The sequence below is a fragment of the Kribbella sp. NPDC058245 genome (genome assembly GCF_042882005.1).
Lineage (GTDB): Bacteria > Actinomycetota > Actinomycetes > Propionibacteriales > Kribbellaceae > Kribbella.
In genome coordinates this window covers 174234-199783 of sequence record NZ_JBHVWY010000005.1, presented here as the reverse complement: position 1 = coordinate 199783, position 25550 = coordinate 174234, and the positions used below count along the sequence as shown (strand labels likewise).

At 67.0% G+C, this 25550-nt stretch carries 25 protein-coding genes and 1 tRNA gene; 10 read left to right on the top strand and 16 right to left on the bottom strand.

Annotation, left to right across the window (positions count from 1 at the left end; translation table 11 throughout):
* Position 1: 1 nt before the first annotated feature.
* The 5 genes from ACFVWG_RS13180 to ACFVWG_RS13160 are packed head-to-tail and all read left to right on the top strand — an operon-like array spanning position 2 to position 5439.
* On the top strand, positions 2 to 1330 hold the full coding sequence (locus ACFVWG_RS13180) for an ABC transporter substrate-binding protein (protein WP_391543461.1): 1329 nt from the start codon (positions 2 to 4) through the stop codon (positions 1328 to 1330).
* Positions 1330 to 2277: a carbohydrate ABC transporter permease gene (locus ACFVWG_RS13175; RefSeq protein WP_391543460.1), complete on the top strand. Its 948-nt coding sequence runs from the start codon at positions 1330 to 1332 to the stop codon at positions 2275 to 2277. Before ACFVWG_RS13180 ends, ACFVWG_RS13175 begins: the two co-directional genes overlap by 1 nt.
* Positions 2278 to 2288: 11 nt before the next feature.
* On the top strand, positions 2289 to 3182 hold the full coding sequence (locus ACFVWG_RS13170; RefSeq protein WP_391543459.1) for a carbohydrate ABC transporter permease: 894 nt from the start codon (positions 2289 to 2291) through the stop codon (positions 3180 to 3182).
* Positions 3179 to 4435, top strand: coding sequence for a 6-phospho-beta-glucosidase (locus ACFVWG_RS13165; protein ID WP_391543458.1), 1257 nt, complete (start codon positions 3179 to 3181; stop codon positions 4433 to 4435). Before ACFVWG_RS13170 ends, ACFVWG_RS13165 begins: the two co-directional genes overlap by 4 nt.
* A complete protein-coding gene (locus tag ACFVWG_RS13160) occupies positions 4423 to 5439 on the top strand; it encodes an N-acetylglucosamine kinase (protein WP_391543457.1) in 1017 nt (338 codons plus the stop codon). The genes ACFVWG_RS13165 and ACFVWG_RS13160 overlap by 13 nt, the downstream gene beginning before the upstream one ends.
* A gap of 68 nt (positions 5440 to 5507) precedes the next feature.
* Here ACFVWG_RS13160 and ACFVWG_RS13155 read toward each other — a convergent pair whose 3' ends face one another.
* Positions 5508 to 6347 (bottom strand): hypothetical protein, encoded by an 840-nt coding sequence (locus ACFVWG_RS13155; RefSeq protein ID WP_391543456.1) that lies wholly within the window; start codon positions 6345 to 6347, stop codon positions 5508 to 5510.
* A 111-nt stretch (positions 6348 to 6458) separates the two neighbouring features.
* Here ACFVWG_RS13155 and ACFVWG_RS13150 point away from each other — a divergent pair, with 111 nt between their 5' ends.
* Positions 6459 to 7001, top strand: a complete 543-nt coding sequence (locus tag ACFVWG_RS13150; RefSeq protein WP_391543455.1) for a hypothetical protein — start codon at positions 6459 to 6461, stop codon at positions 6999 to 7001.
* A 58-nt stretch (positions 7002 to 7059) separates the two neighbouring features.
* Here the strand turns inward: ACFVWG_RS13150 and ACFVWG_RS13145 are convergent, their stop codons facing one another.
* The gene (locus ACFVWG_RS13145; protein ID WP_391543454.1) at positions 7060 to 7875 is read right to left on the bottom strand and encodes a hypothetical protein; all 816 of its coding nucleotides are present in this window, start codon (positions 7873 to 7875) and stop codon (positions 7060 to 7062) included.
* Between the two features lie 182 nt (positions 7876 to 8057).
* Between ACFVWG_RS13145 and ACFVWG_RS13140 the strand changes: the two genes are divergently transcribed.
* Positions 8058 to 8516, top strand: a complete 459-nt coding sequence (locus ACFVWG_RS13140) for a GNAT family N-acetyltransferase (RefSeq protein WP_391543453.1) — start codon at positions 8058 to 8060, stop codon at positions 8514 to 8516.
* Positions 8517 to 8564: 48 nt separating this feature from the next.
* On the opposite strand, the gene ACFVWG_RS13135 is transcribed toward ACFVWG_RS13140, so the two are convergent.
* The 3 genes from ACFVWG_RS13135 to ACFVWG_RS13125 are packed head-to-tail and all read right to left on the bottom strand — an operon-like array spanning position 8565 to position 11966.
* Entirely contained in the window at positions 8565 to 9479 is a 915-nt protein-coding gene (locus ACFVWG_RS13135; RefSeq protein WP_391543452.1) for a neutral zinc metallopeptidase, read from the bottom strand.
* Positions 9479 to 10756, bottom strand: coding sequence for a neutral zinc metallopeptidase (locus tag ACFVWG_RS13130; protein ID WP_391543451.1), 1278 nt, complete (start codon positions 10754 to 10756; stop codon positions 9479 to 9481). Before ACFVWG_RS13130 ends, ACFVWG_RS13135 begins: the two co-directional genes overlap by 1 nt.
* A 28-nt stretch (positions 10757 to 10784) precedes the next feature.
* Positions 10785 to 11966: a neutral zinc metallopeptidase gene (locus ACFVWG_RS13125; RefSeq protein ID WP_391543450.1), complete on the bottom strand. Its 1182-nt coding sequence runs from the start codon at positions 11964 to 11966 to the stop codon at positions 10785 to 10787.
* A 280-nt stretch (positions 11967 to 12246) separates the two neighbouring features.
* Between ACFVWG_RS13125 and ACFVWG_RS13120 the strand changes: the two genes are divergently transcribed.
* Positions 12247 to 12630, top strand: coding sequence for a hypothetical protein (locus ACFVWG_RS13120; RefSeq protein ID WP_391543449.1), 384 nt, complete (start codon positions 12247 to 12249; stop codon positions 12628 to 12630).
* A gap of 158 nt (positions 12631 to 12788) precedes the next feature.
* On the opposite strand, the gene ACFVWG_RS13115 is transcribed toward ACFVWG_RS13120, so the two are convergent.
* The 11 genes from ACFVWG_RS13115 to ACFVWG_RS13065 form a co-directional block, all read right to left on the bottom strand.
* Positions 12789 to 13472, bottom strand: a complete 684-nt coding sequence (locus ACFVWG_RS13115) for a sortase domain-bontaining protein (RefSeq protein ID WP_391543448.1) — start codon at positions 13470 to 13472, stop codon at positions 12789 to 12791.
* 42 nt (positions 13473 to 13514) lie between these two features.
* A complete protein-coding gene (locus tag ACFVWG_RS13110) occupies positions 13515 to 14024 on the bottom strand; it encodes a molybdenum cofactor biosysynthesis protein (RefSeq protein WP_391543447.1) in 510 nt (169 codons plus the stop codon).
* Positions 14021 to 14767: a phosphotransferase gene (locus tag ACFVWG_RS13105; RefSeq protein ID WP_391543446.1), complete on the bottom strand. Its 747-nt coding sequence runs from the start codon at positions 14765 to 14767 to the stop codon at positions 14021 to 14023. The genes ACFVWG_RS13110 and ACFVWG_RS13105 overlap by 4 nt, the downstream gene beginning before the upstream one ends.
* Positions 14764 to 15744, bottom strand: coding sequence for a LacI family DNA-binding transcriptional regulator (locus tag ACFVWG_RS13100; protein WP_391543445.1), 981 nt, complete (start codon positions 15742 to 15744; stop codon positions 14764 to 14766). The genes ACFVWG_RS13105 and ACFVWG_RS13100 overlap by 4 nt, the downstream gene beginning before the upstream one ends.
* Before the next feature lie 130 nt (positions 15745 to 15874).
* A complete protein-coding gene (locus ACFVWG_RS13095; protein ID WP_391543444.1) occupies positions 15875 to 16750 on the bottom strand; it encodes a carbohydrate ABC transporter permease in 876 nt (291 codons plus the stop codon).
* Entirely contained in the window at positions 16747 to 17664 is a 918-nt protein-coding gene (locus ACFVWG_RS13090) for an ABC transporter permease (protein ID WP_391543443.1), read from the bottom strand. Before ACFVWG_RS13090 ends, ACFVWG_RS13095 begins: the two co-directional genes overlap by 4 nt.
* A complete protein-coding gene (locus ACFVWG_RS13085) occupies positions 17661 to 19286 on the bottom strand; it encodes a sugar ABC transporter substrate-binding protein (RefSeq protein WP_391543442.1) in 1626 nt (541 codons plus the stop codon). The genes ACFVWG_RS13090 and ACFVWG_RS13085 overlap by 4 nt, the downstream gene beginning before the upstream one ends.
* 151 nt (positions 19287 to 19437) lie before the next feature.
* Positions 19438 to 20253 carry a DUF11 domain-containing protein gene (locus ACFVWG_RS13080; protein ID WP_391543441.1) on the bottom strand — a complete coding sequence of 272 codons (816 nt, stop codon included), beginning with the start codon at positions 20251 to 20253 and terminating at the stop codon, positions 19438 to 19440.
* A 262-nt stretch (positions 20254 to 20515) separates the two neighbouring features.
* Positions 20516 to 21256 (bottom strand): TrmH family RNA methyltransferase, encoded by a 741-nt coding sequence (locus ACFVWG_RS13075; RefSeq protein ID WP_391543440.1) that lies wholly within the window; start codon positions 21254 to 21256, stop codon positions 20516 to 20518.
* Between the two features lie 9 nt (positions 21257 to 21265).
* Positions 21266 to 21559: a DUF4287 domain-containing protein gene (locus tag ACFVWG_RS13070; RefSeq protein ID WP_391543439.1), complete on the bottom strand. Its 294-nt coding sequence runs from the start codon at positions 21557 to 21559 to the stop codon at positions 21266 to 21268.
* A gap of 28 nt (positions 21560 to 21587) precedes the next feature.
* Positions 21588 to 22952 carry a pyridoxal phosphate-dependent decarboxylase family protein gene (locus ACFVWG_RS13065; protein ID WP_391543438.1) on the bottom strand — a complete coding sequence of 455 codons (1365 nt, stop codon included), beginning with the start codon at positions 22950 to 22952 and terminating at the stop codon, positions 21588 to 21590.
* 61 nt (positions 22953 to 23013) lie between these two features.
* Here ACFVWG_RS13065 and ACFVWG_RS13060 point away from each other — a divergent pair, with 61 nt between their 5' ends.
* Positions 23014 to 24177 (top strand): MFS transporter, encoded by a 1164-nt coding sequence (locus ACFVWG_RS13060; RefSeq protein WP_391543437.1) that lies wholly within the window; start codon positions 23014 to 23016, stop codon positions 24175 to 24177.
* Positions 24178 to 24197: 20 nt separating this feature from the next.
* A tRNA-Thr gene (locus ACFVWG_RS13055) sits at positions 24198 to 24273 on the top strand.
* Positions 24274 to 25550: the final 1277 nt, after the last annotated feature.

Sequence of the window (25550 nt, the reverse complement as noted above, 5' to 3'; positions counted from 1 at the left end):
GATGCAACGCCTGTCTCGTGCCCTTGTCGGCACCGCTGCGGTGGCCCTGCTCGCCACCGCCTGCACCGGTACGTCGGAAGCCCCGAAGGCCAACGACGACGCCACCAAGGACGTGACCATCACGTTCTGGCACGGCTGGAGCGCCCCCAGCGAAGTCGCTGCGATCGACGCCAACATCAAGGCGTTCGAGGCGAGGCATCCGAACATCCATGTGAAGGCCGTCGGCAACATCGCCGACGACAAGATCAAGCAGGCCCTGCGCGCAGGCGGCCCGAACTCCCCCGACGTGGTGTCGTCGTTCACCACCGACAACGTCGGGACGTTCTGCGCGTCGAACGTGTTCGCGGACCTGAAGCCGTTCCTGGACAAGTCCGGCGTCGACCTGGACAAGACGTTCCCGAAGGCGCTGCAGGACTACACGCAGTTCGAGGGCAAGCGCTGCACGCTGCCGCTGCTGAACGACGCGTACGGCCTGTACTACAACAAGGACGCCTTCAAGGCGGCCGGCATCACCGAACCGCCGAAGACGCTGTCCGAGTTCGACGCGGCCGCGAAGAAGCTGACCAAGGCCCAGGGCGACTCGTACTCCCAGCTCGGCTTCATGCCGAACTTCCACGGGTTCGAGTCGACCACCACGCACTTCGCCGCGCAGTGGAACCCGACGTACTTCACGCCCGAGGGCAAGTCGAACCTGGCCGCCGACCCGGCGTTCGGCAAGATGCTGACCTGGCAGTCCGGCCTGGTCAAGGAGCTCGGCGGCTTCGCCAAGCTGGAGAAGTACCGCGCCACCTTCGGCGACGAGTTCGGCGCCAAGAACCCCTTCCACACCGGCCAGGTCGCGATGTCGATCGACGGTGAGTGGCGGCTCGGGATGGCCAAGGAGGCCGGGGTCAAGTTCGACATCGGCGTCGCGCCGTTCCCGGTCCCGGACGACCAGGCCGACACCTACGGCAAGGGCTACCTGTCCGGCACCATCATCGGGATCGCGGGTACCAGCCAGAAGCAGAACGCGGCCTGGGAGCTGGTCAAGTACATGACCACCGACACCGACGCCGTGGTCAACTTCGCCAACGCGATCCACAACGTGCCGTCGACGCTGGACGCACTGAAGTCGCCGAATCTGAAGGCCGACGAGAACTTCAAGGTCTTCCTGCAGATCGCGCAGCACCCGAAGAGCAGCACCACACCGGCCAGCCCGAACGGCGGCGCCTACCAGCTCACGCTGCAGGACTTCGGCTTCGCCTTCGAGTCCGGTAAGCAGACCGATCTGGCCGGCGGTCTCGCGAAGACCGACGCCCAGATCGACAAGGACCTCGCGCAGGCCAAGTGATGACGACCATTCCCTTGGGGCTTCGGCAGAAGCGGCGGAAGGAACGCCTGCGCAACGTGGCGTTCCTGTCGCCGTGGCTGATCGGCGTCAGCGTCTTCTTCCTGTACCCGCTCGTCTCGACGGTCTACTTCAGTTTCATGAAGTACGACGGTTTCACGCCGCCGGTGTTCACCGGCCTGAAGAACTGGACGTACGTCTTCACCGACTACCCGTTCTTCTGGCCGGCCCTGCGGAACACGCTCTGGCTGGTCATCGTGATGGTCACCCTGCGGGTGGTCTTCGGTCTCGGTATCGGCCTGCTGATCACCAAGGTCAAGACCGGTGCCGGGATCTTCCGGACCCTGTTCTACCTGCCCTACCTGGCACCGCCGGTGGCCGCGACGATGGCGTTCGCGTTCCTGCTCAACCCGGGCACCGGGCCGGTGAACAACATCCTGGCCAAGGTCGGGCTGCCGCAGCCGGGGTGGTTCAACGACCCGGCGTGGTCGAAACCGGCGCTGACCCTGCTCGCGCTCTGGGGGATCGGCGATCTGATGGTCATCTTCATGGCCTCGTTGCTCGACGTACCGAAGGAGCAGTACGAGGCCGCGGCGCTGGACGGCGCCGGGGCGTGGAAGCGGTTCGTCCACGTCACGCTGCCGACCATCCAGCCGATCGTGCTGTTCGCCGTGATCACCGGAGTGATCCAGACGATGCAGTACTACACGCAGCCGTTGATCGCCGGAAAGGTCGCGAGCGGGGTGATCGGTGGCTCTGGGCAACAGTTCGAGCCGGGCTATCCGGACAAGTCCACGCTGACCCTGCCGCAGCTGATCTACAACCTCGGTTTCCAGCGGTTCGACACCGGCGGGGCGAGCGTCATCGCCCTGGTCCTGTTCGTACTGGCCATGATCTTCACGGCGTTCCTGATGCGCCGCGGCAGTGGCTTCCTGGCCACGGACGACTAGGAGACTGCTGAATGAGCACCCTGACCGTGGAGGCCGCGCCCTCCACCCCCGATCTCGCAAAGGCCGGTCGCGAAGCGCGGCGGACCAGGTTCCTGAACTGGGTCGCCGTGCACGCGCTGGCGATCGCGGCGGCGTTGTTCTTCGTGCTGCCGTTCGTGTTCGTCTTCCTGACGGCACTGATGAGCGACCAGCAGGCGCTGACCCGCAACCTCTGGCCGGACAGCTGGCACTGGGAGAACCTGCGCACCGTGTGGGAGACCCCGGGCTTCCTGACCTGGTGGAAGAACACCCTGATGTACGCCGTCCTGGGCACGGTACTGACCTTGGTGTCGAGCATCCCGGTCGCGTATGCCCTGGCCAGGTTCAAGTTCCGCGGCCGCAACTTCGCGATGATGCTCGTGATCTCCACGATGATGCTGCCGCCCCAGGTCATCATCGTGCCGATGTACCTGTTCTGGGCCAAGCAGCTGCACCTGTCCGGGACCCTGTGGCCGTTGATCATCCCGCTGGCGTTCACGGACGCGTTCTCGATCTTCCTGCTGCGCCAGTTCCTGCTGACGATTCCCAAGGAGTACCTGGACGCGGCCAAGGTCGACGGCTGCGGCGACTTCAAGACGCTGATCCGGGTCGTGCTGCCGATGACCAAGCCGGCCATCGCGGCGGTCGCGCTGTTCCAGTTCTTCTACTGCTGGAACGACTACTTCGGCCCGCAGATCTACGCCAGTGAGAACCCGGCCGCCTGGACCCTCAGCTACGGCCTGGAGTCCTTCAAGGGCGCCCACCACACCAACTGGAACCTCACCATGGCCGCCACGCTGCTCGTGATGGCCCCGGTGATCATCTTGTTCTTCTTCGCGCAGAAAGCCTTCATCGAAGGCGTCACACTCACAGGGGTCAAAGGTTGAAACTCACAGTCGTAGGCGGCGGATCCACCTACACTCCCGAACTCGTCGACGGCTTCGCCCGGCTGCGTGACACGCTGCCGGTCTCCGAGCTCGTCCTCGTCGACCCGGCGGCCGACCGGCTCGAGCTGGTCGGCGGGCTGGCGCAACGGATCTTCGCCAAGCAAGGGCATCCGGGCCGCGTCACCACCACGTCGAACCTCGACGAAGGCATCGAGGGCGCGGACGCCGTACTGCTGCAGCTGAGGGTCGGCGGGCAGGCGGCTCGCCAGCAGGACGAGACGTGGCCGCTGGAGTGCGGTTGTGTCGGTCAGGAGACGACCGGCGCCGGCGGCCTCGCCAAGGCGCTGCGGACGGTTCCCGTCGTACTGGACATTGCCGAGCGGGTACGGCGCACCAACCCGAACGCGTGGATCATCGACTTCACGAATCCCGTCGGCATCGTGACCCGGGCGCTGCTGTCGCACGGCCACAAGGCGGTCGGGCTGTGCAACGTGGCGATCGGGTTCCAGCGGCGCTTCGCACGGCTGCTGGGTGTGACTCCGGGGCAGGTGCAGCTCGACCACGTCGGACTGAACCACCTCACCTGGGAGCGGGCAGTCCGCGTCGACGGCGTGGACATGCTGCCGAAGCTGCTCGAGAGCCACGTGGGCGAGCTGGCCGACGACCTGCACCTGCCGGCCGGGTTACTGCTGCAGCTGGGTGTCGTACCGTCGTATTACCTGCGCTACTTCTACCAGCACGACGAGGTGGTACAGGAGCTCCTGAACAAGCCCTCGCGCGCTGCGGAGGTGGCTGCGTTGGAGACCCAGTTGCTGGAGATGTACGCCGACCCACAGCTCGACGAGAAGCCCGCCCTGCTCGAGAAGCGCGGCGGTGCGTACTACTCCGAGGCCGCGGTGGACCTGGCGTCCTCACTGCTGAACGACACCGGTGACATCCAGGTGGTGAACACGCTGAACGACGGCACGTTCCCCTTCCTCGCCGACGACGCAGTCATCGAGGTGCCGGCCACCGTCGGCGCAGACGGCGCGATGCCGGTCGCAGTGACGCCACTGGAGCCCCTGTACGCCGGTCTGGTCGCCAACGTGACGGCGTACGAGGACCTGGCGTTGCAGGCAGCCATCAAGGGCGGCCGCGAGCGAGTGTTCGAGGCCCTGCTGGCACACCCGCTGGTCGGCCAGATCACGATCGCCGAGCAGCTGACGGACAAGCTGCTCGCGCACAACAAGGAGCACCTGCCGTGGGCACGATAAGCGGAGCCGCGGTGCCGGGCGGCGTACTGGCCTTCGACGCCGGTAACAGCAAGACCGACGTCGCCCTGGTGTCGGCCGACGGCCGCGTGCTCGGAACAGCACGCGGCGGCGGCTTCGAGCCGCACGTCATCGGCGCTGAAGCCGCTGTGGCCGGTCTGGAGCCCCTGGTGCGGGCTGCAGCCGCCGCTGCCGGTCTACCCCTCGGCGACCGGCCCCTGGTCCAGCAGATCTCCGCCTGTCTCGCGAACGCCGACCTCCCGATCGAGGAGGAGCGGCTGAGCGCAGCCTTCGAGAGCTTCGGCTGGGCCGAGTCGGTCTACGTCACCAACGACACCTTCGCCCTGCTGCGCTCCGGCGTGGACGAGCCCCGCGGCGTAGCCGTCGTCTGCGGCGCAGGCATCAACTGCGCCGGCCTTCTCCCCGACGGCCGCACCGCCCGCTTCCCCGCCGTCGGCCGGATCTCTGGCGACTGGGGAGGCGGCCAGCAGATAGCCGAAGAAGCCTTCGCGGCCGCCGCCCGCTCCGACGACGGCCGTGGCCCGTTCTCGGCCCTGGAGACAGCCCTCCCGGCGCACTACGGCGTACCGTCCGTGCCTGCCCTGATCGAGGCCCTGCACCTGGGCGACATCCCCCTCAACCGCCGCCTGGAAGCAGGCCCCGTTCTCTTCCAGGTAGCGGCAGCCGGCGACACCATTGCCCGCGAGGTCGTCTACCACCAGGCCGAAGAGATCGTCACCATGGCGGTCGTAGCCATGCGCCGCCTCGACATCCTCGACGAGCCCACCGACGTCATCCTCGGCGGCGGAGTCCTCACCGCAGGCCACCCGCTGCTCATGGAGACAGTCATCCGCCTCCTCAACGCAGCTGCCCCCAAGGCGGTCGCCCGCGTCATCGACGTACCGCCTGTCGTTGGCGCTGCATTGCTGGGCCTCGACCACACCCAAGCACCCCCAGAGGCGCACCTCACCCTCAGATCCGCCTACGCGACATCCCCTGCCGCGTAGACGACAGCAGGCGGTCAGGCCCGGACCCCGTGACCGGACCTGACCGCCTGTCTGCTTGCTACGGCTTGCTACGGGGTTGCGCAGACTGCGTAGGCGGTGACGGTCCAGTTGTTGGTGGTGCCGTCCTGGTCTTCCCAGGCGTCGACGCGGACCGACGAGAGGTCGGGGCTGGGGGCTACATCGTCGAGGAGGACCTGGCCTTTGCCGTTGACGATTTCGTGGCCGGTGCCGACGACCTTCTTGCCGGCCGGGCAGGTGGCGGTGACGGACTTGTACGACGCGGAGTCGTTGACCGAGGTGGCGGCTACGCGCTGGATGCCGGGGAGCGGCGCTCCGCAGCGGGCGGCGGCGTTGGCGTTCCAGTTGTCGGTGCGGCCGGCTTGGGTCTCGAAGACATCGACGGTGACGCTGGTGAGGTCGGCGCTCGGTGCGGCGTCGTCGAGGACGAGGCTGCCGCCGTCGGACATGGCGGCGCCCGCACTCGTGGTGACGGTGCCGGCGGGGCAGCGGACGGTGACGATCTTCTCGGCAGTGGAGTCGTAGGCCGTGCCCTGGGAGATGGAGTCGCGGTGCGGGCCGGTGGAGCAGATGGCGAAGGCGGTCAGGCTCCAGTCGGCCGTCGTACCGTCGGCGTCCTCGTCGGCCTGCGTCGAGCCCCACTCACGCTCGATCTGGGTGTACGTCGAGAGGCTGGTCTGGCCACGTCCGCCGACCACCTCGGCACCGGCGCCGAGGATCGAGTAGCCGGGCAGCGGGCATTCGGCGATGGCGCTCTGCGATGTGGCGGAGCCGGGCCCGACCGTCTTGCTGACGAGCTGCAGGTCCGGTACGGCGGCCTGGGCGGGCTGGGCGGAGACGAAGGCGGTGCCGATCAGGACGGCGGCGGCGACTGCGCGCGGGAAGGTCATGCGCCCAAGGGTCAGGGTGACCTCGTGATCACACCAGCTTTTGCAGCGTGCTGGAATTCCCCCTCCACTCCTGCTTGAAGTGTGTTTGGGTAAGGGTGTAATCATGATTACATGAGTACACAGACTGAGACTGAGCGGGTGCGCGGCTGGGTCACCGGCCGGCTGCCCAAGGAGTGGTTCGAGGGCGAGCCGGAGCTGACCATCGACCGGGACGAGATCCTGATCGTCGGCCGCCTGGCCGCACCGGAGCAGAGTGGCGACGCGAGCGCCGCCGAACGGTCCGCCGCCGAAGAGGGCCGGATCAAGCAGTACCGCGAGGACACCCGGGAGCGCCGGATCGAGATCGCCCGCGAGCTCGAGCACGCCACCCGGCGCAAGGTCGCCTGGGGAGTCGAGTGCGGTGAGACCCGCAAGGTCTTCACCTCGCTGTCCGCGCCGGTGATGACGCGGCTGCGGCAGCCCGAGCGTCAGGTGCTCGACACGCTGGTCGACGCCGGCGTGGCCCGCTCCCGCAGCGACGCCCTCGGCTGGTGCGTGAAGCTCGTGTCGCAGCACGCGGACACCTGGCTCGCCGACCTTCGCGAAGCCCTCACCAAGGTCGAGGACGTCCGCAGCGCCGGCCCGGACAAGACCGAGCCGGAGAAAGCCGAGTAGTCATGGCAAACGGGCGGCAACCCGCTCTCGGATTGCCGCCCGCCCTGAAGGGTTTCTACTACCAGTTGCCGTTCGGCGGGGTCCCGTTGGAGTAGCCGCCGTTCTGCGGCGCACCGTGCGCCGCCGGGTACTGCGGGTCAGCCGGCGCCTGGTACTGCTGCTGTCCCTGGGGCTGTCCCTGGTACGACGTCGTGCCGTTGTCCGTGGGCATCGGCTTCTTGATGTTGTCGCGGTCGAACAGGCTGGTCAGCGCCCGGCCGGCCATCTCGCGGCCACCGAGACCGAAAGCAAGACCGAGGGCGAGCGCAGCACCGGCGAGCACGATCAGCAGCGTGTTCCCGGTCAACTGGACCGCGATCCCCAACTGCGTGAGCGCGGCGAAAGCGGCGTACACGAGAATCGCGTACTTACCCACCTTGGCCAGGGTTTCGTTGCCGGTGGCACCGCGGATGATCGCGGCCAGGAAGTTCGCGAACAGCGCGGCCAGGCACAGGATCACGATCGCCGCGAAGATCCGCGGGATGTAGCCGAGCATCGTGGACATGAAGTTCGAGATCTCCGGAACGCCGAGCGCGGAGGCGAACATCGTGAAGCTGATCAGGAACACGAACCAGAACACGACCTTGCCCAGTACCGCCGAAGCGGTCAGCCCCGTGCCGGACCGCTGCAGCACACCGGAGACTCCGGCCCGCTCCATCCATTGATCGAACCCGACCCGGCCGAGTAGTTTCCCGACCAGCTTGCCGAGTACTTTCGCCACGAAATACCCGATCACCAGAATGACCAGGCCGCCGAGCAGGTTCGGAACGAACCCGAGCAGCTTGCTGAACGCGTCCTCGAACGGCCCAGTGAAGTCGATCGCTAACGGACTCATCGGGATTTCCTTCCGATTGGCCCGCATCCGCCATCGCGCACCACACCGCATACGCGACCCCGGCTACGGGCGGATGCAGTGGTGTCTAGTATCACCCGTTCCCCTCGTTGCTCAGGGCAAACGGTTGTCACATGCCTGTAATCATTGGATTGCAAGGCAATGTCGTTGCCTAAACTGTGCGGATGACCGCCGACCTCACCATCCGCCGCGCCACCACCGCCGATCTGCCCGCCATCATCACCATGCTCGCCGACGACCAGCTCGGCACCAATCGCGAGTCCGTCGACGACATGACGCCGTACGAGCAGGCTTTCGCCGCCATCGACGCCGACCCGAACCAGCTCCTGGTCGTTGCCGAACGCAAGGACGAACTGGTCGGCACCCTCCAGCTCACGATCATCCCCGGCCTGTCCCGCCGCGGCTCCTGCCGAGGCCTCATCGAGGCCGTCCGCGTCGCCGCCCCCGCCCGCGGCTCAGGCCTCGGTACGACGCTCATCCGCTGGGCGATCGAAGAATCCCGCCACCGCGGCGCCACCCTCGTCCAGCTCACCTCGGACAAGACCCGCACCGAAGCCCACCGCTTCTACACCAACCTGGGCTTCGAAAACTCCCACGAAGGCTTCAAACTCAAGCTCACTTGATCTGCGCGGCCAAAGCCCCCGCGAGCAGAAGCCCCACCTTTGCCCTCATCATTCGACCTCGTTCGGTGGGGCTGTGAAGGTGTTGCAGGCGCTGGGGGTGGCTTGGTAGAGGCCGGCGAGGGTCCAGTGGGCCTGGCTGGGGCCGGAACCGTGGTCGCGGATGACGGGGGTGTAGAGCTCATCGCCTTGATGTTTGGCGACGTACTGCAACTCCAGGTACTTCGGGCCGAACAGGTTGAAGGACGCGCGGTTCGCGCCGAGGAAGGCGCCGCCGAGGCAGTTGGCCTGGAGTTCGAGCCGGCGTTCGTCCTCGAGCTGAACGGTCTTCGTCGGCTTCTTCCGGTGACCGAGCTCGTAGGAGTCGAGGATGCCCGCGAGGTTCTGCAGGTGGTGGCCGTACTCGTGGGCGACCGTGTCCCGGAAGTATGCCTCGTCGCGGATCGGGAAGGTCCCGATGTGCTCCGGCCAGTTGATACAGATCTTGTCGTCGATGTAGAACGCTCCGGCGCGCTTCGGCGGATCTTCGCACGCCCGCGGCGTCGCGGCCGGCTTGCGTGAGTCGTAGACCTCGACCAGCGCGACCGGCCGGAACTTGAGCTTCGCCGCGATGACCACCGGCTTCCAGGCCCGGTCCAGGCACTTGACCATCACCCGCGCGTACGACAGCAGCTCGGCCTTGGTGAGCGGCGACCTGCCCGGCAACGCACACGGAACCGCCGGGACCTGGCCCTGCGAGTAAAGCCTGTTCGCCACGACCACCTTCGGCCGAGTCGGCTCAACAGTGAATGTAGGCATCGGACTCGGCGCACTCGGCGAAACCGTCGGCCTCGGCACAGGTGTTGGCGTCGGGCTTGACGTCACCACCGGCAGGACAACCGCCGTACCGTCAGTCTGCGTCGCCGCAACCCCAGCCACCACAGCAACCGCAACAGCCAGTACGGCGAAGCCGGCCGCCTTGAGCACTAACCGACTCGCTTGGGCGATGCCGTGAAGGTGTTGCAGGAAGCGGGGCTGGTGGACTTGAACGCAGGGCCTCCCCAGAACCACTGGCTCGCGCGGGAACCGTGGTCGCGCTCCTTCTTCGGGTTGTACTCGTCACCGCTGTGCTTGGTCTGGAACTCCCAGATCTTCAGCCGGGTGCCGGAGTAGCCGAAGGAGGCCTTGTTCGCACCGAGGAAGGCGGCCCCGAAGCAGCTGGCCTGCAATTCGGTACGGCGGCTCCACTCGAGCTTCTTGGCGGCGTTCTTCTCGCCGGCCTCCTGCGACCAGGAGGCGGTGAGCATCTCCGTCATCTCCTGAACGTGGTGCCCGTACTCGTGCGCCATCGTGCTCATCATCCACATCCGGGCGTCGAGCGGCGACTGCTTGTAGCGCTTGAGATCGTCCTGCCAGTCGATGGAGATGGTCTCGTCGGTGGGGCAGTAGTACGTCGTGTCCGTGTCGCCGGTGCAGGACGTCTGCGGGAGCTTCGGGCTCTTCAGGACGACCTTCGGCGAGCGGAACGTGTACTTCGCCTTCTTGATCACCGGCGCCCAGACGTCGTCGAGGCACGGCACCATCGCCTGGTAGTACTCGAGGATCGCCGACTGCGAGTTCGGCTTGATCGAGGGTTCCTTGCAGTTGGCCGAGGCCAGCTTGCCGGTCTTGTAGATCTCGTTCTTCTGCAACCGGACGAGGTTCGGGACGTACGGCTCGGTGACGGTGACAGTCGGGTCCGGCGGGGTGGGAATCGGGGCGGTGGACTTGTGTACCGAGGGGCGGGACAGGGGGCTGTCGACCGAGCTGTCGTAGCTGCTGATCGCCTTGAAGCAGGCGACTCCGACCGACGCGGTGACGACGAGCGTGAGCGCGGACAGACCGGCGATGACCGCCTTCGAGTACTGGCGAGGCGGCGGGGGCGGCGGGCCGATCTGCGTGTACTGCGCGCCGGCCCGCGAGTACGGCCGGTTCCAGCCGACGCGACGGGCACCACCGGTACGACGGGTGCCGGTGAGCGGGGTCGTCGGCGCACCGGGGAGTGGGGCTGCCGGTGGTCCGCTGTAGACCGAGACGGCCTCCGGGTCCACCGGGAGCGGGCGCGCCTTGCGACGCAGCGCCGATTCACCGGGGTCGGTCAGCGCACGAGCCTTGCCGAGGGCGATCGGCTGCGCCCGATTCACGGTGGGGAGTGGCGTGCTCTCACCCTCAGCCAGGAAGTGACCGGCCCCCGGCACAGCGGCGTCGGGCTTCTCGTCAGGCATCGCTCGTCCCCATCGTTCGTGTCATGACTCAACCGACCTTGGCGGCTGGCGCTCCAAAAGTGTTGCAGGTGCCCGGATCGGTCTTCGCAAAGCCCTGGCCCATCCACAACGCGTGGCTCTTGATCGACCCGTGATCGCGCGGCTGCTTCTTGTCGTTCTCGTCGCCGCTGTGGTTGATCAGGTAGGTCCAGTGCTGCGCCAGCTGCCCCTGGAGCGGGTAGCTCGCCTTGGCCGCGCCGACGAACGCCGCGGCGAAACAGTTGCCCTGCAGCGCCTGCCGCCGGTCCTGCTCCAGCTCGACTGCCTTGTTCTTGGCCCGGTCCCGCACGTTGTCCGAGGCGTCCAGGATCCCGGTCAGGTTCTGCACATGAACGCCGTACACGAACGCGATCGACTGCAGCATGTCGATCGCCGTACCGGACTTGTCCTTCGGATAGTCGTCCACGAAGCCCTGCCACGGCATGGTGACGCTGCCACCCTGCTCGTCCGCGCAGTACGACGCGACCTCCTTCTGGACACCGCACGCCGTCTCGTCGCCGTCGTCGAAGATGATCAGCCGCGGCGTGCCGAAGTCGAACCCCGCCTTCGTGACGATCGGCTTCCACGCGTTGTCGAGGCACTTGATCATCGCCTCGAAGTACGAGGCGACGTTCTCGCGGGAGTTCGGCCGGTACGCCGGTTCCTTGCAGCTGACCGCGGCCAGCTTCCCCGCCGTGTAGATCGGGTTCTTGCCCAGCACGTCGGCGTCCGGAGTCACCTTCCGCGGGGGCTTCTCGGTGCCCTTCACCGACGGCGTGACCAACGGATTCGCCAGCAGACCGTCACTCTTGGTGAGCAGCATCGCACCGCCGAACACGATCCCGCCGATCACCACCAGCGCCCCGGCCACGATCCCGGCGATCAGCGCCTTGGACCGCTTCTTGTTCGGGTCGAACGGGATCGGCTCCGGGTGGTAAACAGCCCGGTACGCCGCGGAGGCGTCCTGATTCCCCAGCCGCGAGCCCGACAAGCTAGGACCGTCCAGCCGCGACCCGCGCAACTGCGGCGCCGCAGCGTCGTCCGGCGCCTTGCTCAACCGCGGCGTCGGCGCCTGCAACGGCGCAGCCCCACGCTCGGCAGGCTTGTCCGCGCCGCCGCTGTCCCCCGCCCCGCCCGGCAGGAAATGCCCCACCTTGGGTCCTTCAGGACCGGGCCCTGGCTGATCAGCCATGTCTCTCTTCTCTCCCCATACCGCGTTCCCCGATCCGCCCCCAGACCGGCGGCTGATCCTAAACCTCAACCGGCTCAACAACCCACTCAATTGCACCTTTTGACATTCCCTAAAACTTACCGACAGTTAAGTTGCGCCGGGCCGACGCGTAGGCTGTAGGCATGAGCGAGCGGAGCGAGTTCATCAAAAAGCACAGTGCGATTTGTGCCCCATTCGCGCCCGGAGCGAAGCGAGGACGTGAATGAGCTGGGCTGTGTATGCGGTGCGAGGACCAGGAGGCGTGCGGCGTCTCGAGGACATGCCGGACGGCTACGAACCGCCCTCGGTGGGGATGGCGACCGATGTGATCGACGTGGTCCGCGAGGTGGTGCCGGAGGTGGACGCGAGCAAGCCGTCCTGGCTGACGCTGCGCAGCGCCGAGTACGACGTCGAGATGACGATCGGCAAGGGCGTCCAGGTCCGCGACATCACGTTCTACCTGAACGACGGTCCGCGCTCGATCCCGATCGTGATGGAGATCAGCCGCCGGCTCGGCGTCACGCCGTACGACACGGAGTCCGGCGACTTCCTCACCGAGGAGTCCCGCCCGCCGGTCCCGCCGCCGCTCACCGACGACGAGATCCGCGCCAACAAACCCAAGTGGTGGAAGTTCGGCCGCAAATAACCTCCGCAACGTCCGAAAACACGCCGACCCTGTACGACGTTCCTTCGGACGCTACGAACCGTCACACCCCAACGTCCGAAGGACACGCTTGCCCTGTACTGCGTTCCTTCGGACGCTAGCGGTCGGGCGGGGCGGGTCAGTCGGGCGGTCGCTGGCGATCACGCCGGGCGGGTGGCGGTGAGGGTGGCGATCTTGTTGATGCGGTGTTCGGGGTTGCCGAGGGCGTCGCGCCAGTAGTTGCCTGCGGCATTGTCTTCGGGAGTGGCGCAGGTGGAGATGGTCAGCATCGCCTGCGTCGGTTGCACTCCGGGACGACCCGGTACGGCGGCGTTCTGCTGAGCCTTCTCAGCCGGCTTGCGGAATGAGATCGTCATCGTCTGCGACACCACGTAGTCGTAGACGGTCCCGCCGGTGGCGATCAGGATGTGTGCGCCGTTCGCCAGCCCAGGCACGCGTTCCAGCGGCCGCCCGTGCGAGACACGATGCCCGGTGATGATGAAGTTGCCGATCTCGCCCGCGCCGACACCGCCACCCGGCCCGCGGGGGCTCGCCGCGACACCCCGGTTCTGGATCGTCGTACCGGGCCGGTCGTCGGCTGTCCCTTGGTACGAAACCACCCGCAGCCCGCGCACCCCGATCGACGGGATGCTCATCGTCACCACGCTGCTCGTCGGGCGCGCACTCGGCGAAGGAGTTGGAGTTCGGGTCGACGCACTGGGCTCAGGAGGGGTGCGGGTCGCTGTCGTCGGCGCCGGTACGTCGGCGCGCGGGTCGACCGGCGGCACATCGGTGCACCCGACCAACACCGCCAGCAACATCACAAACGCCCCAGCCAGCCTCACCCGAACGAAGGTAGGCCGACCGACCGAAAACCCTCCGAAAGCTCAGTCCAGCAACTCGAATACAGCAGGCCCGACCTGCAGCACCCCAGACGTCAACGGCGTGGTCCGCACCCCGCCATGCCCCCGCAACGCCTTCATCGCCCCCGCCCCGATCACCACGTTCATCCACGCACACGGATTGGCCGGTCGAAACGCCTGGAACTCCACCGGCCCCGCCCCGGAGTCGAGCGAGAACCGCCGCCCAGCGACTCCACGGCCGGCAGCGAGCGTGTCGATCGGATACCCGCGAACCACGATGTTCCGCCGCAGTAGCACCGGATCCGGTACCGGGTCGAACCCATCCAGCGACGCCGCGTCCAGGATCGTGACCGCCGCATTGTGGTGGACCTTCTGACCGAAGTACCGATCCCCGACGATCCCGAGCCCGGCCCGAACCTCCACCTCGGACCGCCCGGCCGGCTCCGGATCCGGCCGCGGCCCGTCCGCCGGCCGCCCCTCGAAGGCGTGCACGGACGACACCACCAGCGCCACGATCTCCACCGGCGTACTCATCCCCAGGTCAACGGATCCAGCAGCCGGTAGAACTCGAGCCGCCGCCGATCCGGCTCGGTCAGCCCGTACGCCGTCAGGAACGGACCCGGGTCGACCGACCACTCGTCGTACAGCTGGATCGTGGTCAACGCCAGGTCGGAATACCGATCAGCGATCCCCAGCCGCCCCACGTCGATGAACCCCGTCACCCGCAACGTCAACGGATCGAAGAAGACGTTCGGCAGGCAAGCATCCCCATGACACACAACGAGTTCGGTCACCGATTCCACATAGGTGCTCTCGGCAACCACCTGGTCCAGCAGTGACTCCGGCGAGGCCGAACGCCACTCGTCGGTCAGGAACTCCGGGTTCACCGCACCCCGCCGTACGACGTCCCGCGCGGAAGCGATCACCGACGCGAGCGGACGCTCGAACGGGCAGTCCCGGAGCGCGTGGAACTCGCGCAGCGTCCGCCCCAGCGTCTCCATCGCGCCGAGCCAACCCCACGACGGCAGGTCGATCCCAGCAACCCCCGGCACCGTGCTCGTCACCAAACACGCGCCGTCGTCCGACTCCAGCCAGTCGACGACCGTCGCCCCCGGCATCCCGGTCGCCGCCAGCCAGGCGATCCGATCCCGCTCGCCCTCCAACTCGGCGACCCCGGACGGCGCGCAGCACTTGGCGAACTCCGTGCCCCGCCGATACACCGACGTGTCGGACTCACCGCCGTCGACCATGTCCCACCCGTCCCCCGGTGGGATCATGACGACTCCCGCACGATCAGCTGCCAAGGGAAGTCGAACACCTCCCCCGGCGCCCCCTCCCGATCGGTCAACCGGCCGACCATGATCCGCGCCAGCGCCTCGTTGAACCCGACCGGCCCGACCGTCGACAACGACGGATCCAGATGCTCGCCCTCAGGCGTGTTCCCGACCCCGACCACGGCCAGATCCCGCGGTACGTCGATCCGCAACCGATGGGCAGCCCGTACGACGGCGATCGCGGCGAAGTCCGTCGTACAGTAAACGGCGGTCGGCCGATCCGGCTTGCTGAGCAGCGTCATCGCGGCCCGATAGGCGCCTTCGGGGTGCTGCTCGAACACCACGACGTCGTCGTCCAGCAGCGGCTTGCCGGCTGCCTTCAGCGTGTTCACATAAGCGTCGAACCGGGCGAACCCGGAGGTCCGCGAAGTCAGCGCTCCCACCCGGTCATGCCCCGCCAGCAGATGCTCGACCGCCAGATGACACCGCGGTTCGGCCCCGGACCGGATCACGTCGAACCCACGCGGCTCCAGCGTCTCGCTGAAGGCCACGATCTGAACCCCTTGCGCTGCGAACGCCTCGAGCTCGGCAATCTCCGCCGGATCCCGGCTCACCCCGTCGATGAAGATGACGTCCGGCGTGCGGTTGGACAGCACCGCACGCCAGTCGCCGTCGGCAACGATCAGCGCGGTCTTGTTGAGCGGCCGGACCGCCGCGCTGACGGCGTCCGCCACCGCCTGTGACCACGGGTCGGCGAGCACGTTCAGCGACAACAGCACCAGGTCGGACTTCCCGGTCCGGATCGCCCGGGCCGCGTCGTTCCGCCGGTATCCGAGCCGGCTCGCCACCTCCCGCACCCGGTCCGCGGTGGAGTCCTTGATGGTGTGGCTGCGATGCCGCCCGGACAGCACGTAGGACACGGTCGCGACCGAGACCCCTGCCTCCTTCGCAACCATGCGCAACGTTGGCCGGTCCGACATGGGAGTGATTCTCGCAGACTTGTGTACGGAGCAACGGGTAGTAGTCCCTGCCAGTCGGCGCCCGGGAGCTCCCGCACGCCGCAGGATGCGCCGTCCCGACGACCACTACCCGTTCTTCGGTACGCCGCTCCTAGCCTTTGACGGCACCTGTGATGACGCCCTTGGTGAAGTGGCGCTGCAGGAAGGGGTAGACCATCGCGATCGGGACCAGGGCAACCACGACGACCGCCATCTGCAGGGACTGCGGCTGCGGCAGCGGCTCAACCCCGAGCTGATCCGCCGACAACGACTTCCCCTGCAACACGTACGTGCGCAGGATCACCTGGACCGGCCACTTGGACGTGTCGTTCAGGTAGAGCAGCGCGTTGAAGAACGCATTCCAGAACCCGACGGCGTAGAACAGCCCGACCACCGCGATCACCGCCTTCGACAGCGGCATCACGATCTTCCGCAGGATCATGAAGTCACTCGCTCCGTCGATCCGCGCGCTCTCCAGCAGCTCACCCGGCACGTTCATGAAGAAGGTGCGCAGGACAACGAAGTTGAAGGCTCCCAGCGCCCCCGGCAGGATCAGCGACCACAGGCTGTCCAGCAGCCCGAGCTGCTTCACCATCAGGAACATCGGGATGATCCCCGGCGCGAACAACAACGTGAACAGCACCATCAGCAACACCGGCCGCCCGAACAGCACCGGCCGCGACGTCGCATAGGCCAAAGCGATCGTGACCGCGAGAGCGATCGCCGTACCGACGAGGGTGACGAAGACGCTGACCAGGATCGCCCGGCCCATCAACCCACCACTGAACAACGTCTGATAAGCCTTGACCGTCGGATGCGACGGCCACAACACATACCCACCGGCCTTGATGATGTCTTCGTCGCTCGCGAGCGACGTCGAGATCACCACCAGGATCGGTACGACGATCGCCAGCGCGAACCCACCGAGGATGACGGCCTTGATCGCCTGGTAGCCGGGCGATGGATTCTCTTTCCAGATGGGCCTCATGAACCGCCCCTTCGTTGGAAGATCCCCGGCTCACCGAGCCGATGGGCGAGCGAGTTCGCGCCCCACAGCAGCAGCGCGCCGACCACACCCTTGGCCAATCCGGCCGCGGCTCCGCTACTCCAGTCGCCGCCGACCACACCCGCGTAGTACGTGAAGGTGTCCAGCACTTCGGCCGCACCCGGCCCCACCGAATCGCGCTGCAGGATGAACTGCTCGAACCCGACGCTGAGGATGTCGCCGATCCGCAGGATCAGCAGCAGCACGATGACGGTTCGCAGCGACGGCAGGGTGATGTGCCAGAGCCGCCGCCACCGGCCGGCGCCGTCCGCGGCCGCTGCCTCGTAGAGCGAGACGTCGACCGTGGTCAGCGCGGCCAGGAAGATGATCATCGCCCAGCCCGCGTCCTTCCAGACCAGCTGCGCGACCACCAGCAATGGGAAGGTGTCCGGGTTCGTCATGAACGGGATCGGATCCAGCCCCGCCTGCCGGAGCAGGTTGTTCACGAACCCGGCCCCACCCAACGATTGCTGGAACAACGTCACCACGAGCACCCACGACAGGAAGTGCGGCAGATAGGCGATCGTCTGGAACCACCGCCGTACCCGGTTGCTGACCAGCGAATCCACGACCAACGCGAGCCCGATCGGGACCGGGAAGAACAGCAGCAGCTGCACCCCGGCCAGGATCAGCGTGTTCCGCAGCGCATCCCAGAAGTCCGGGTTGTCGTACAGGTTGACGAAGTTCTGGACGCCGTTCCAGGTGCTGTGCATGATGCCCAGGTACGGCTGGAAATCCTGGAACGCGACCACGTTGCCGAGCACCGGCAGGTAGAAGAACACCAGCAGGAACACGACGCCCGGGATCATCAGCAGCACCATCTGCCAGTCGCGGCGCCACCGCTCGGCGAACCTCACGACCCGGTGACCGGCACGCCGGCCGGCAGTACGGCGGCGAACTCGCCGCGCATCTTGTCACCGCCACCGGACTTCCAGCGCTTCAACGCTTCGTCGTACGCGTCGATCTTCTGCCGGCCGGTGACGATGTCCACGATCGTGTCCCGGAAGGCGGCCGTGAGCTTCGGCCCGACCTTGCTGCTGGTGTCGGAGTACGTGCCCGCGGTCGGGTTCCGCATCGCGAACTGCAGCAGCTTCTGCTCGGTCGCGTAGATCTTGCGGGTGTCGTCCGGGAAGGCGGGGTTGAAGATCACGCTCTCCGGCGCGGTCATGATCTGCAGCGCGCTGACCAGGCCGGGGCCCTGCTGGGTGCCGGCCTTGGTCAGCACCGGGTTCTTCTGCGCGTCCAGCTGGTACTGCTGACCCTCGACGCCGAAGTTCTTCTGTAGGTACTCCTTGGTCCCGAACGGCGCCGACAGGTAGTCCATCAACGCGAGCAGCTCGCGGATCCGGCCCTCGTCGGTCTTCTTGAACGGCGTGAATCCGACCGTGCCGTAGCCCATGTCGTAGACCGGTTTCGCCTTACCGTCATGGCCGAACGGGATCAGCGTGTCGACGAACAGCGACGGGTCGAGCGCCCGGAAGTCCGCCGTCGCCCGCGGTCCGACCGTGACCTGTGCGGCGATCTGACCGTTCACGGTCTTCGGGGTCGCGTCGGCCAGGTTGAGGTCCGGGTAGAACACCTTCGCGGCCCACAACTTCGCGGCGTACTCGACGGCCGCCCGGTAGTTGTCGGTCTCGTACAGGTGTGTCAGCGAGCGATCCGAGTTCACGCGCCAGCCGTTCGGCGCACCGAACCACTCGCCGAACATGTGCAGCATGTTGATGATCGACGGCTCGAGCGCGTAGTTCGTGCCGTTGCTCAACTCCTTGCACTTGGCAAAGAACTCGTCCGCACCGGTGCTCTGCAAACCGCCCACTTTGGCCCACGTGCGCGGGTTGCCCATCATCACCTGGCCGAACGGCGTCGACGGGATCGGAGCTCCCCAGATCTTCCCGTTCACCACCGCGGTCCGCCAGGAGGCCGGCTTCAGCGCGGCCAGGTTCGGGTACTCCAGGACCCCATCTCCCGACAGGTACGTCGTCAGGTCCTGGAACTTCGCCTCCAGCATCGGACCGATGTTCGGGATGCCCTGGTTCGGCGGCAGCCACATCAGGTCCGGCAGCGAGTCGCTGGCCAGCAGGGTGGCGAACTTCTCCGGGTAGCCCGGGTCGGTACCGATCGTCAGCTTCAGCTCAGCACCGAGCGCCTGGTTGAGCGCCTGCCACATCGGGTTGCTACCCATCGGCGGCGGAGGCGTCGCGAACGTCTCGGTCAGCGCGGTCACCGCGTTCTTCAGCGGCGGCGCCTTGACGCTCGCGGCCGCGTTGCCCGGGAACCGCAGGAATCCAGGCTCCAGCCCGGACTCGGCGCCCGGAAGATCCGGCTGCAGCCCCGCAAAGGGCTTGTACGTCGGGAGTTTCAGCTCACCGGACGCCTTCGCACCACCACCCGCCGTACCGCCGTCACCACACCCAGCGAGGGCGGACCCGGCGACGACCGCCGCACCGGAGACCTGCAGGAATCGTCGCCGACTGATCATTGCTGCTCCAAGCCACAGTAGAGTGCTCACTTACGAGCACTTAAACGTTAACCCGGACCGTAAACGACGTCACCGGTTGATGGCAAGGGCAAACACAAACCGGCGGCCGCAGGGTGCCTACCCCGCGACCGCCGGTGAGGTGGTGCTCAGATCAGCAGCTCACCAGCAGCCCGAGAAGCGCGCTGCAGGTCTTGCTGGCCTTGTCGTTGCCCGCGGCCGGATCGGTCGGCGAGCTGGCGGTCCGCTGCGCGGTCGCGACGAACGATCCCGTCGTCAGCAGGCCGGTGGCCGCGGTGAACGTCCGGGTCGTGCTCTCGCCGCTGGCCAGCGACGCGACGCCGCAGTTCAGGTTGCGGGTGGTACCGACCCGGGTGCAGCCGCTCGCCCCGACGTAGGTCAGAGCGGACGGGTACGCCGCGGCTACGTTGATCCCAGTCGCCTCCGCCGGCCCGTTGTTCTTCACCGTCACGGTGTAGGTGATCCGGTTCCCCGACGCCTTGCCGGCCAGCCCGACCGCGACATCGGCCGCCGTCGGCGTCTGGGCGAAGGTCAGCGTCGGACCCTCGAAGAGTTCGAACGAGTACTCGTCACCGAGCAGCTGGTGCTGCAGCGTCACGGAATCCGGTGCGGTGTCCAGCACCTTGAAGGTGTAGACGATGACCCGGGTCTCGCCGCTCGGCAGGTCGCCGAGCGAGGCCCGGAACTCGATGTCGAGCGGGTAGCAGATCGTCGCTCCCGTGCAGGACTGCAGCTCGAACATGGTCGGCAGCGAGACGCCGGTCTTGCCGAAGATCGCGGCCTTGGCGCCCACGATCGTGAACGATGCGGAGTTGTGCACCGTCTGGGTGATGGTGAACTCCTGGCCGACGCTCAGCGAGGTATCACTGACCTCGATCGCGCTACTCGGCGGATCGGCGGCCAGCGCCGTCCCCGGAGCGATCAGAAGGGCACTGGCGACGACTGTCACCAGCGCAGCACAAAGCGACTTCACGGCGTGCATGTGTGGCCCCCCACGATTGACTGAAGACTTCCCCCACGAACGCCGGATCGGCGGTCGTGCAGACGAGTATGGTGCTCCCCGTCACAACACACAACCACTCGAAACAGCCGTTTGTTACGGTCCCCGTCCGCGCTGCGGAGGTCACCCGGTGACCTCGGTCCTCAGCGGTCGGCGCCGCTCAACGGTCGGCGGCCCTCAGCGGTCGGTGCCGCTCAGCGATTGGTGACGCTCAGCGGTTGGTGACCTCGAAGGCGACGATCGCGGCCGCGACGGCGACGTTCAGCGACTCGACGCCGGCGTGCAGCGGGATCTGGAGGTCGGAGTCGGTCGCGACCGTGAAGCCGTTGGTCTCGCCGCCGAGCACGTAGACCGCGCGGGGCGCGAGCTCGGTCTTGAACAGCGAGTCCCGCGACCGCGCCGACAGCCCGTAGACGTGATAGCCCGCGGTCCGGAGCGTGTCGACCGCGGTCTTCGCAGTGGACGTGTTCACGATCGGGGCCTGGAACGCGATCCCGGCCGAGGCCTTGATCACGAGCGGCCCGACGTGCGGCGTACCGGCTCGGGGCAGGATCACGCCGTCGAAGCCGGCACCGGTCGCCGTACGGAGAATCATGCCGACGTTGCCCGGGTTGGTGACGCCGTCGAGCAGGAAGACGTTCGTCGGCCGCTTGCCACGCTCCCGGACGAACTCGTCGAGCGGCGTCATCCGCGGTGCGTTCACATCCGCGACCACGCCCTGGTCGTGCTTGCCGTTCCCCGCGAGCCACTTCACGCGGCTCGCGGTGGCCCGCTCGACCGGCGTACCGGTCCGGTCCGCCGCGCGCAGGATCTCGTGCATCGATCCACCGGTGGCGTTGTCCGCCACCACGACCTTCGCCACCGACAGGGTCGGGTCATCCAGTGCCTCGAGCACCGGCTTCCGCCCGTAGATCGTGATCCACTTGTCGCGCGGCGACTTCTTCGACTCCACCCGCCTAACTTACTTGAGCGGGTTCGTGGCCTTGCCATCCAGCCAGAGAGTGTTCGACGGATCGCTGTGCGTGCCGGTGCTGCCGACGTGCTTGTCGGAGATGGTCGGACCGTTCTTGATCACGTGCACCAGCGCCATCGCGTGCCCGCGGCCGAGGTCGTAGTCCGCCTTCAGCCAGTCACAGATGACACCGGCCTTCACATCCTTGGCGTCGTACCCCCGGGCCTGCGCCTGCTGCACGAGCACCCGCGGGGTGAAGCCGGTCTTCTCTTCGATCTTGTCCAAGTACGCCTGGAACGACATGTCGGTCTTCTTTCTCGAGGTTGGCCTTTCACCCCTGCGTCGACCGGGCCTGCTCGATTTCGACACACCTCAGAACGGCTTCCACAGATCGGTCGACATCCGCCTCGCTGGTCGTCCAGTTCGACACCGAGATCCGCATCGCCGCGCGCCCCTGCCACGTCGTACCGGACATCCACGCGGTGCCCTCCTGCTGCACAGCTTTGACCACTCTCCTGGTCAGCTCGTCGTCGTTGCCGAACCGCACGAGCACCTGGTTGAGGTTGACCTCGTTCAGCACGTACGGCGCCAACTGGTCGGCGAACCGCTGTGCCATCGCATTGGACCGTTCAACCAGCTCCGCGATGCCTTGACGACCGAGCGCGCGGATCGCGGCGTACACGGCAAACCCGCGCGCCCGCCGCGAGAACTCCGGGTTGTAGTCGAGCGCGTCCCGCTGCTCGTCGTCATGGATCAGGTACGACGCTCTGACCGACATCGCAGCGCGGTGAGCCTCGGGGTGGGCGCACAGGACGAGGCCGGAGTCGTACGGCACGTTCAGCCACTTGTGCGCGTCAGTCGCCCAGGAGTCCGCCTTCTCGAGCCCGCGCATCGGCGTACTGACTGCACTCCACAAGCCGAACGCGCCATCCACGTGCACCCAGGCGTCTTGTTTGAGCTCACAGATCTCGTCGAGCGGATCGATCGCGCCCGTGTTCACGTTGCCCGCCTGCGCGCAGATGATGGTCGGTCCTCCGCCGAGCTCGCGGGCCAGCGCATCCGGCCGCATCCGCCCCTGCCCGTCCACCGCGATCGGAACGATGCACCGCGTCCCCAGCCCGAGGAACCGCAGCGCCCGATCCACCGTGTCGTGCCGCTCGGCTCCCACAAGCACTTGGATTGGCGGCGCGCCGATGAGCCCGTCCGCCTCGACATCCCACCCAGCCTTGGCCAGTACGGCGTGCCGCGCGGCCGCCAGCCCGGTGAAGTTCGCCATCTGTGCGCCCGTGACGAACCCGACCGATGTCTGCCTGGGCAGGCCGAACAGCTCTACCAGCCACTCAGCCGTGATCTCCTCGACCACTGCCGCGGCCGGTGAAGCGGCGTACAGGCCTGCGTTCTGATCCCACGCCGTCGCCAGCCAATCCGCCGCCAGCGCCGCCGGCGTCGCGCCGCCGAACACGAACCCGAAGAACCTGCCGCTCCCACTGGGCAGCAGCCCGTCCTCCACGTTGTCCGCCAGGCTGCTGATCACCTGCCTTGCGTCGCTCGGGCCCTCCGGTAGCTTCCCGCCCAGCTTCGCCCGGAGGTCGGACGCCGTGTCACGCGGTCCAACCCGCCGTACCGGCAGGTCCTTCAAGTAGCTCATCGCCCGCGCGTACGCCTCGCCGAGCGGCCCCTCCCAATCCGGCTTCATTGCTCCTTTGTACGCCGATTCCGTCGTACAGTTCCCGAAACCTTGTGGGGAGGAGATCGTGGTGAGTCGCTGGTCTGCCATCGTCGGCTATTCACTGGTCGGCGCCGCGACCCAACTCGTCTGGCTCAACTTCGCCGGCGTCACCACCGTCGCCGCCACTCACTACGGCGTCTCCGAGACCGCCATCGGCTGGCTCGCGCAGGTCTTCCCACTCCTGTACGTCGTTCTGTCCATCCCCTGCGGTTTGTTGTTGGACCGCTGGTTCCGCCCAGCCCTGCTGGCCGGCGCCGTCCTCACCACGCTCGGCGCACTCGTGCGACTGGGCGCCCACTTCGCCTGGCTCCTGGCCGGCCAACTCATCGCCTCAGTAGCCCAGCCCCTGGTCCTCAACGCCGTCACCGGCATCACCGGCCGCTACCTGTCCGAGAAGGACCGCCCCACCGGCATCGCCCTCGGTACCGCCAGCATCTTCGCCGGCATGGTCCTGGCCTTCCTGCTCTCCGCCGTCTTCCCCACTGCCGGATCCCTGCACACCATGCTCGTAGTCACCGCAGCCTTCTGCGTTGTCGCGACCGTTCTCCTAGCCGTCGCCCTCCGCCATCCCGGCCACCACGCGCCAGCGGTTGCCGCCGTACCGCAAGCGATCTTCGCCGCCCTCCGCACCTCCTGGGCCGACCCCCTCATCCGCCGCCTCTGCCTCCTGGCCGTCTTCCCCTTCGGCGTCTTCGTTGCCCTCAGCACCTTCGCCCAACCCCTACTGGAACCCGCCGGCGTCACCAGCACCACAGCCAGCGTCATCCTCCTGCTGAACGTCATAGCCGGCGTCATCGGCAGCGCCCTCATCCCCATCTGGGCCGCCCGCCACCACGCCGAATCCCCCTACCTCCTGGTGAGCCTCGCTACCACCGCCCTCTGCTGCGTTCTCCTTGCCTTCGCCCCCAGCACGTGGCTCGCCCTCATCACCATCACCCTCATCGGCCTACTCCTCCTCCCCGCCCTCCCGATCGTCCTAGAACTCGTAGAACGCCGTTCCGGCGACGCCGAAGGCACCGCCGCCGGCCTCATCTGGCTCTCCGGCAACCTAGGTGGCCTCCTAGCCGCCACCGCCGTAGGCCTCCTCGTCAACCACCCCCGCCCCGCCTTCTTGTTACTCGCAGTCCTCCCCCTCATCGCCCTCCCCGGCGCCCACACCCTCCGCCACCGCCTAGCCACCCCCACCCGCTAACATGGACCCCGCAACAGCCCGCCGACGTGGCGCAACTGGCAGCGCACCGCTCTTGTAAAGCGGTGGTTAGGGGTTCGAGTCCCCTCGTCGGCTCCAAGAAATGACGTTGTACGACGTAAGGGAAAGACCTACCCCAGCGTGCTACGCAGCCGCTCCTTCGTCGCGCCAGTTACGCGCGCTCCCGCCCACCCTGAGCTCCGCACCTGGCTACCGCCCGGCCCTCTGCGGGCTACCGCCCGCGACCGACTACCCGTGGTCGGCGTGCGTCCGTCGAACACCGCCGTCACGACGACCGTGTCTCACCGGCGGCACACGACGTCGGGCACCTCACCCTGGGCAAGCCCGGCCACCCAACCACCGAGCAGCCCGGACTGACCACGCTGCCTGCAGCAACCAACCGCAGCCGACAAGGAACAGCGCCAGCGCCCACGCGACCACGCTCTTCGATCGGATCGGGTGGTTCACCTTTCTTTCTCTCCTGGGGACTTTCAGTACGGCGCAGGCAAGCGAACCTGAGCGCGGCCAGCGGCCACGGCAGGATCCAGACCGCGCTGAGGATGTGCAGCCAGAATCTGAACTGCGCGCGGTAGTACCGGACGAGCCAGTTGTGGCGGGGTACAGCGATGTGGTTGTGGGTCATAACGGCTATCAACGGTTGAACCCGGAACTCTCTTGGTCCGGCCGCTCGAAGCAGTTCCAGGCCGCCTGATCGGCCAACTGAAGGCCCGCCTGCTCCGTCGTGGCACCAACCTGCACAGCCGAAGGATTTAGCTGTTTGCATCCCTCCAGGCCGGATTCAAGGCGCCCACGGGGAAACGGCTAGGGCTTCCCCCAAAGAGCTCGGTCAAGCGACTTTCAACGTGCACGTCGTCCCAAACAGCAGCATCTTCGAGGCCGACGCATTCGTCATAGGTGGCCGGCCGTTCGGACCAGTCCCCTGGGACGTCAAGATCCTCGCTATAGATGGACATTCTGCCGCTAATGACATCTCGCTTCCACTGACTGATCTTGGTCACCATCGGAAGGTCGCTACTCGGAACCTTTCCGATCCGTGGCCATCGATCCGAACTCAATGTTGGCCGAGAGATCGCGAGCACGAAGAGCAGTTCACGCGCGCGCAGAGCCCCACTCACGTCATCGGCAACGGACGCGGCGTCTGAGATCGGCTCCGCGTAAAACTCAACCTTGCCTCTTTTGATAACCCTTGCCAACGCCCACCCCTGCTCAACTGGAACAGCACGGACATCACCAACTGCGGGTCGCACCTTGTCATCAGCCAATCTACTAAGGACTAGCCACCAAATTATTCTCGGGTGGCATCCATGTACGTATCGATATTCTTGTTCTTCCGAGCGATTCCCCTGATTGCATTA

Coding starts and splice junctions, on each gene's coding strand:
- ACFVWG_RS13085 (WP_391543442.1), bottom strand. CDS start 19,286: ATGATCAGTCGGCGACGATTCCTGCAGGTCTCCGGTGCGGCGGTCGTC.
- ACFVWG_RS13140 (WP_391543453.1), top strand. CDS start 8,058: ATGACCGCCGACCTCACCATCCGCCGCGCCACCACCGCCGATCTGCCC.
- ACFVWG_RS13110 (WP_391543447.1), bottom strand. CDS start 14,024: ATGAGTACGCCGGTGGAGATCGTGGCGCTGGTGGTGTCGTCCGTGCAC.
- ACFVWG_RS13070 (WP_391543439.1), bottom strand. CDS start 21,559: ATGTCGTTCCAGGCGTACTTGGACAAGATCGAAGAGAAGACCGGCTTC.
- ACFVWG_RS13125 (WP_391543450.1), bottom strand. CDS start 11,966: ATGGCTGATCAGCCAGGGCCCGGTCCTGAAGGACCCAAGGTGGGGCAT.
- ACFVWG_RS13170 (WP_391543459.1), top strand. CDS start 2,289: ATGAGCACCCTGACCGTGGAGGCCGCGCCCTCCACCCCCGATCTCGCA.
- ACFVWG_RS13095 (WP_391543444.1), bottom strand. CDS start 16,750: ATGAGGCCCATCTGGAAAGAGAATCCATCGCCCGGCTACCAGGCGATC.
- ACFVWG_RS13150 (WP_391543455.1), top strand. CDS start 6,459: ATGAGTACACAGACTGAGACTGAGCGGGTGCGCGGCTGGGTCACCGGC.
- ACFVWG_RS13065 (WP_391543438.1), bottom strand. CDS start 22,952: ATGAAGCCGGATTGGGAGGGGCCGCTCGGCGAGGCGTACGCGCGGGCG.
- ACFVWG_RS13175 (WP_391543460.1), top strand. CDS start 1,330: ATGACGACCATTCCCTTGGGGCTTCGGCAGAAGCGGCGGAAGGAACGC.
- ACFVWG_RS13100 (WP_391543445.1), bottom strand. CDS start 15,744: ATGTCGGACCGGCCAACGTTGCGCATGGTTGCGAAGGAGGCAGGGGTC.
- ACFVWG_RS13155 (WP_391543456.1), bottom strand. CDS start 6,347: ATGACCTTCCCGCGCGCAGTCGCCGCCGCCGTCCTGATCGGCACCGCC.
- ACFVWG_RS13130 (WP_391543451.1), bottom strand. CDS start 10,756: ATGCCTGACGAGAAGCCCGACGCCGCTGTGCCGGGGGCCGGTCACTTC.
- ACFVWG_RS13145 (WP_391543454.1), bottom strand. CDS start 7,875: ATGAGTCCGTTAGCGATCGACTTCACTGGGCCGTTCGAGGACGCGTTC.
- ACFVWG_RS13105 (WP_391543446.1), bottom strand. CDS start 14,767: ATGATCCCACCGGGGGACGGGTGGGACATGGTCGACGGCGGTGAGTCC.
- ACFVWG_RS13180 (WP_391543461.1), top strand. CDS start 2: ATGCAACGCCTGTCTCGTGCCCTTGTCGGCACCGCTGCGGTGGCCCTG.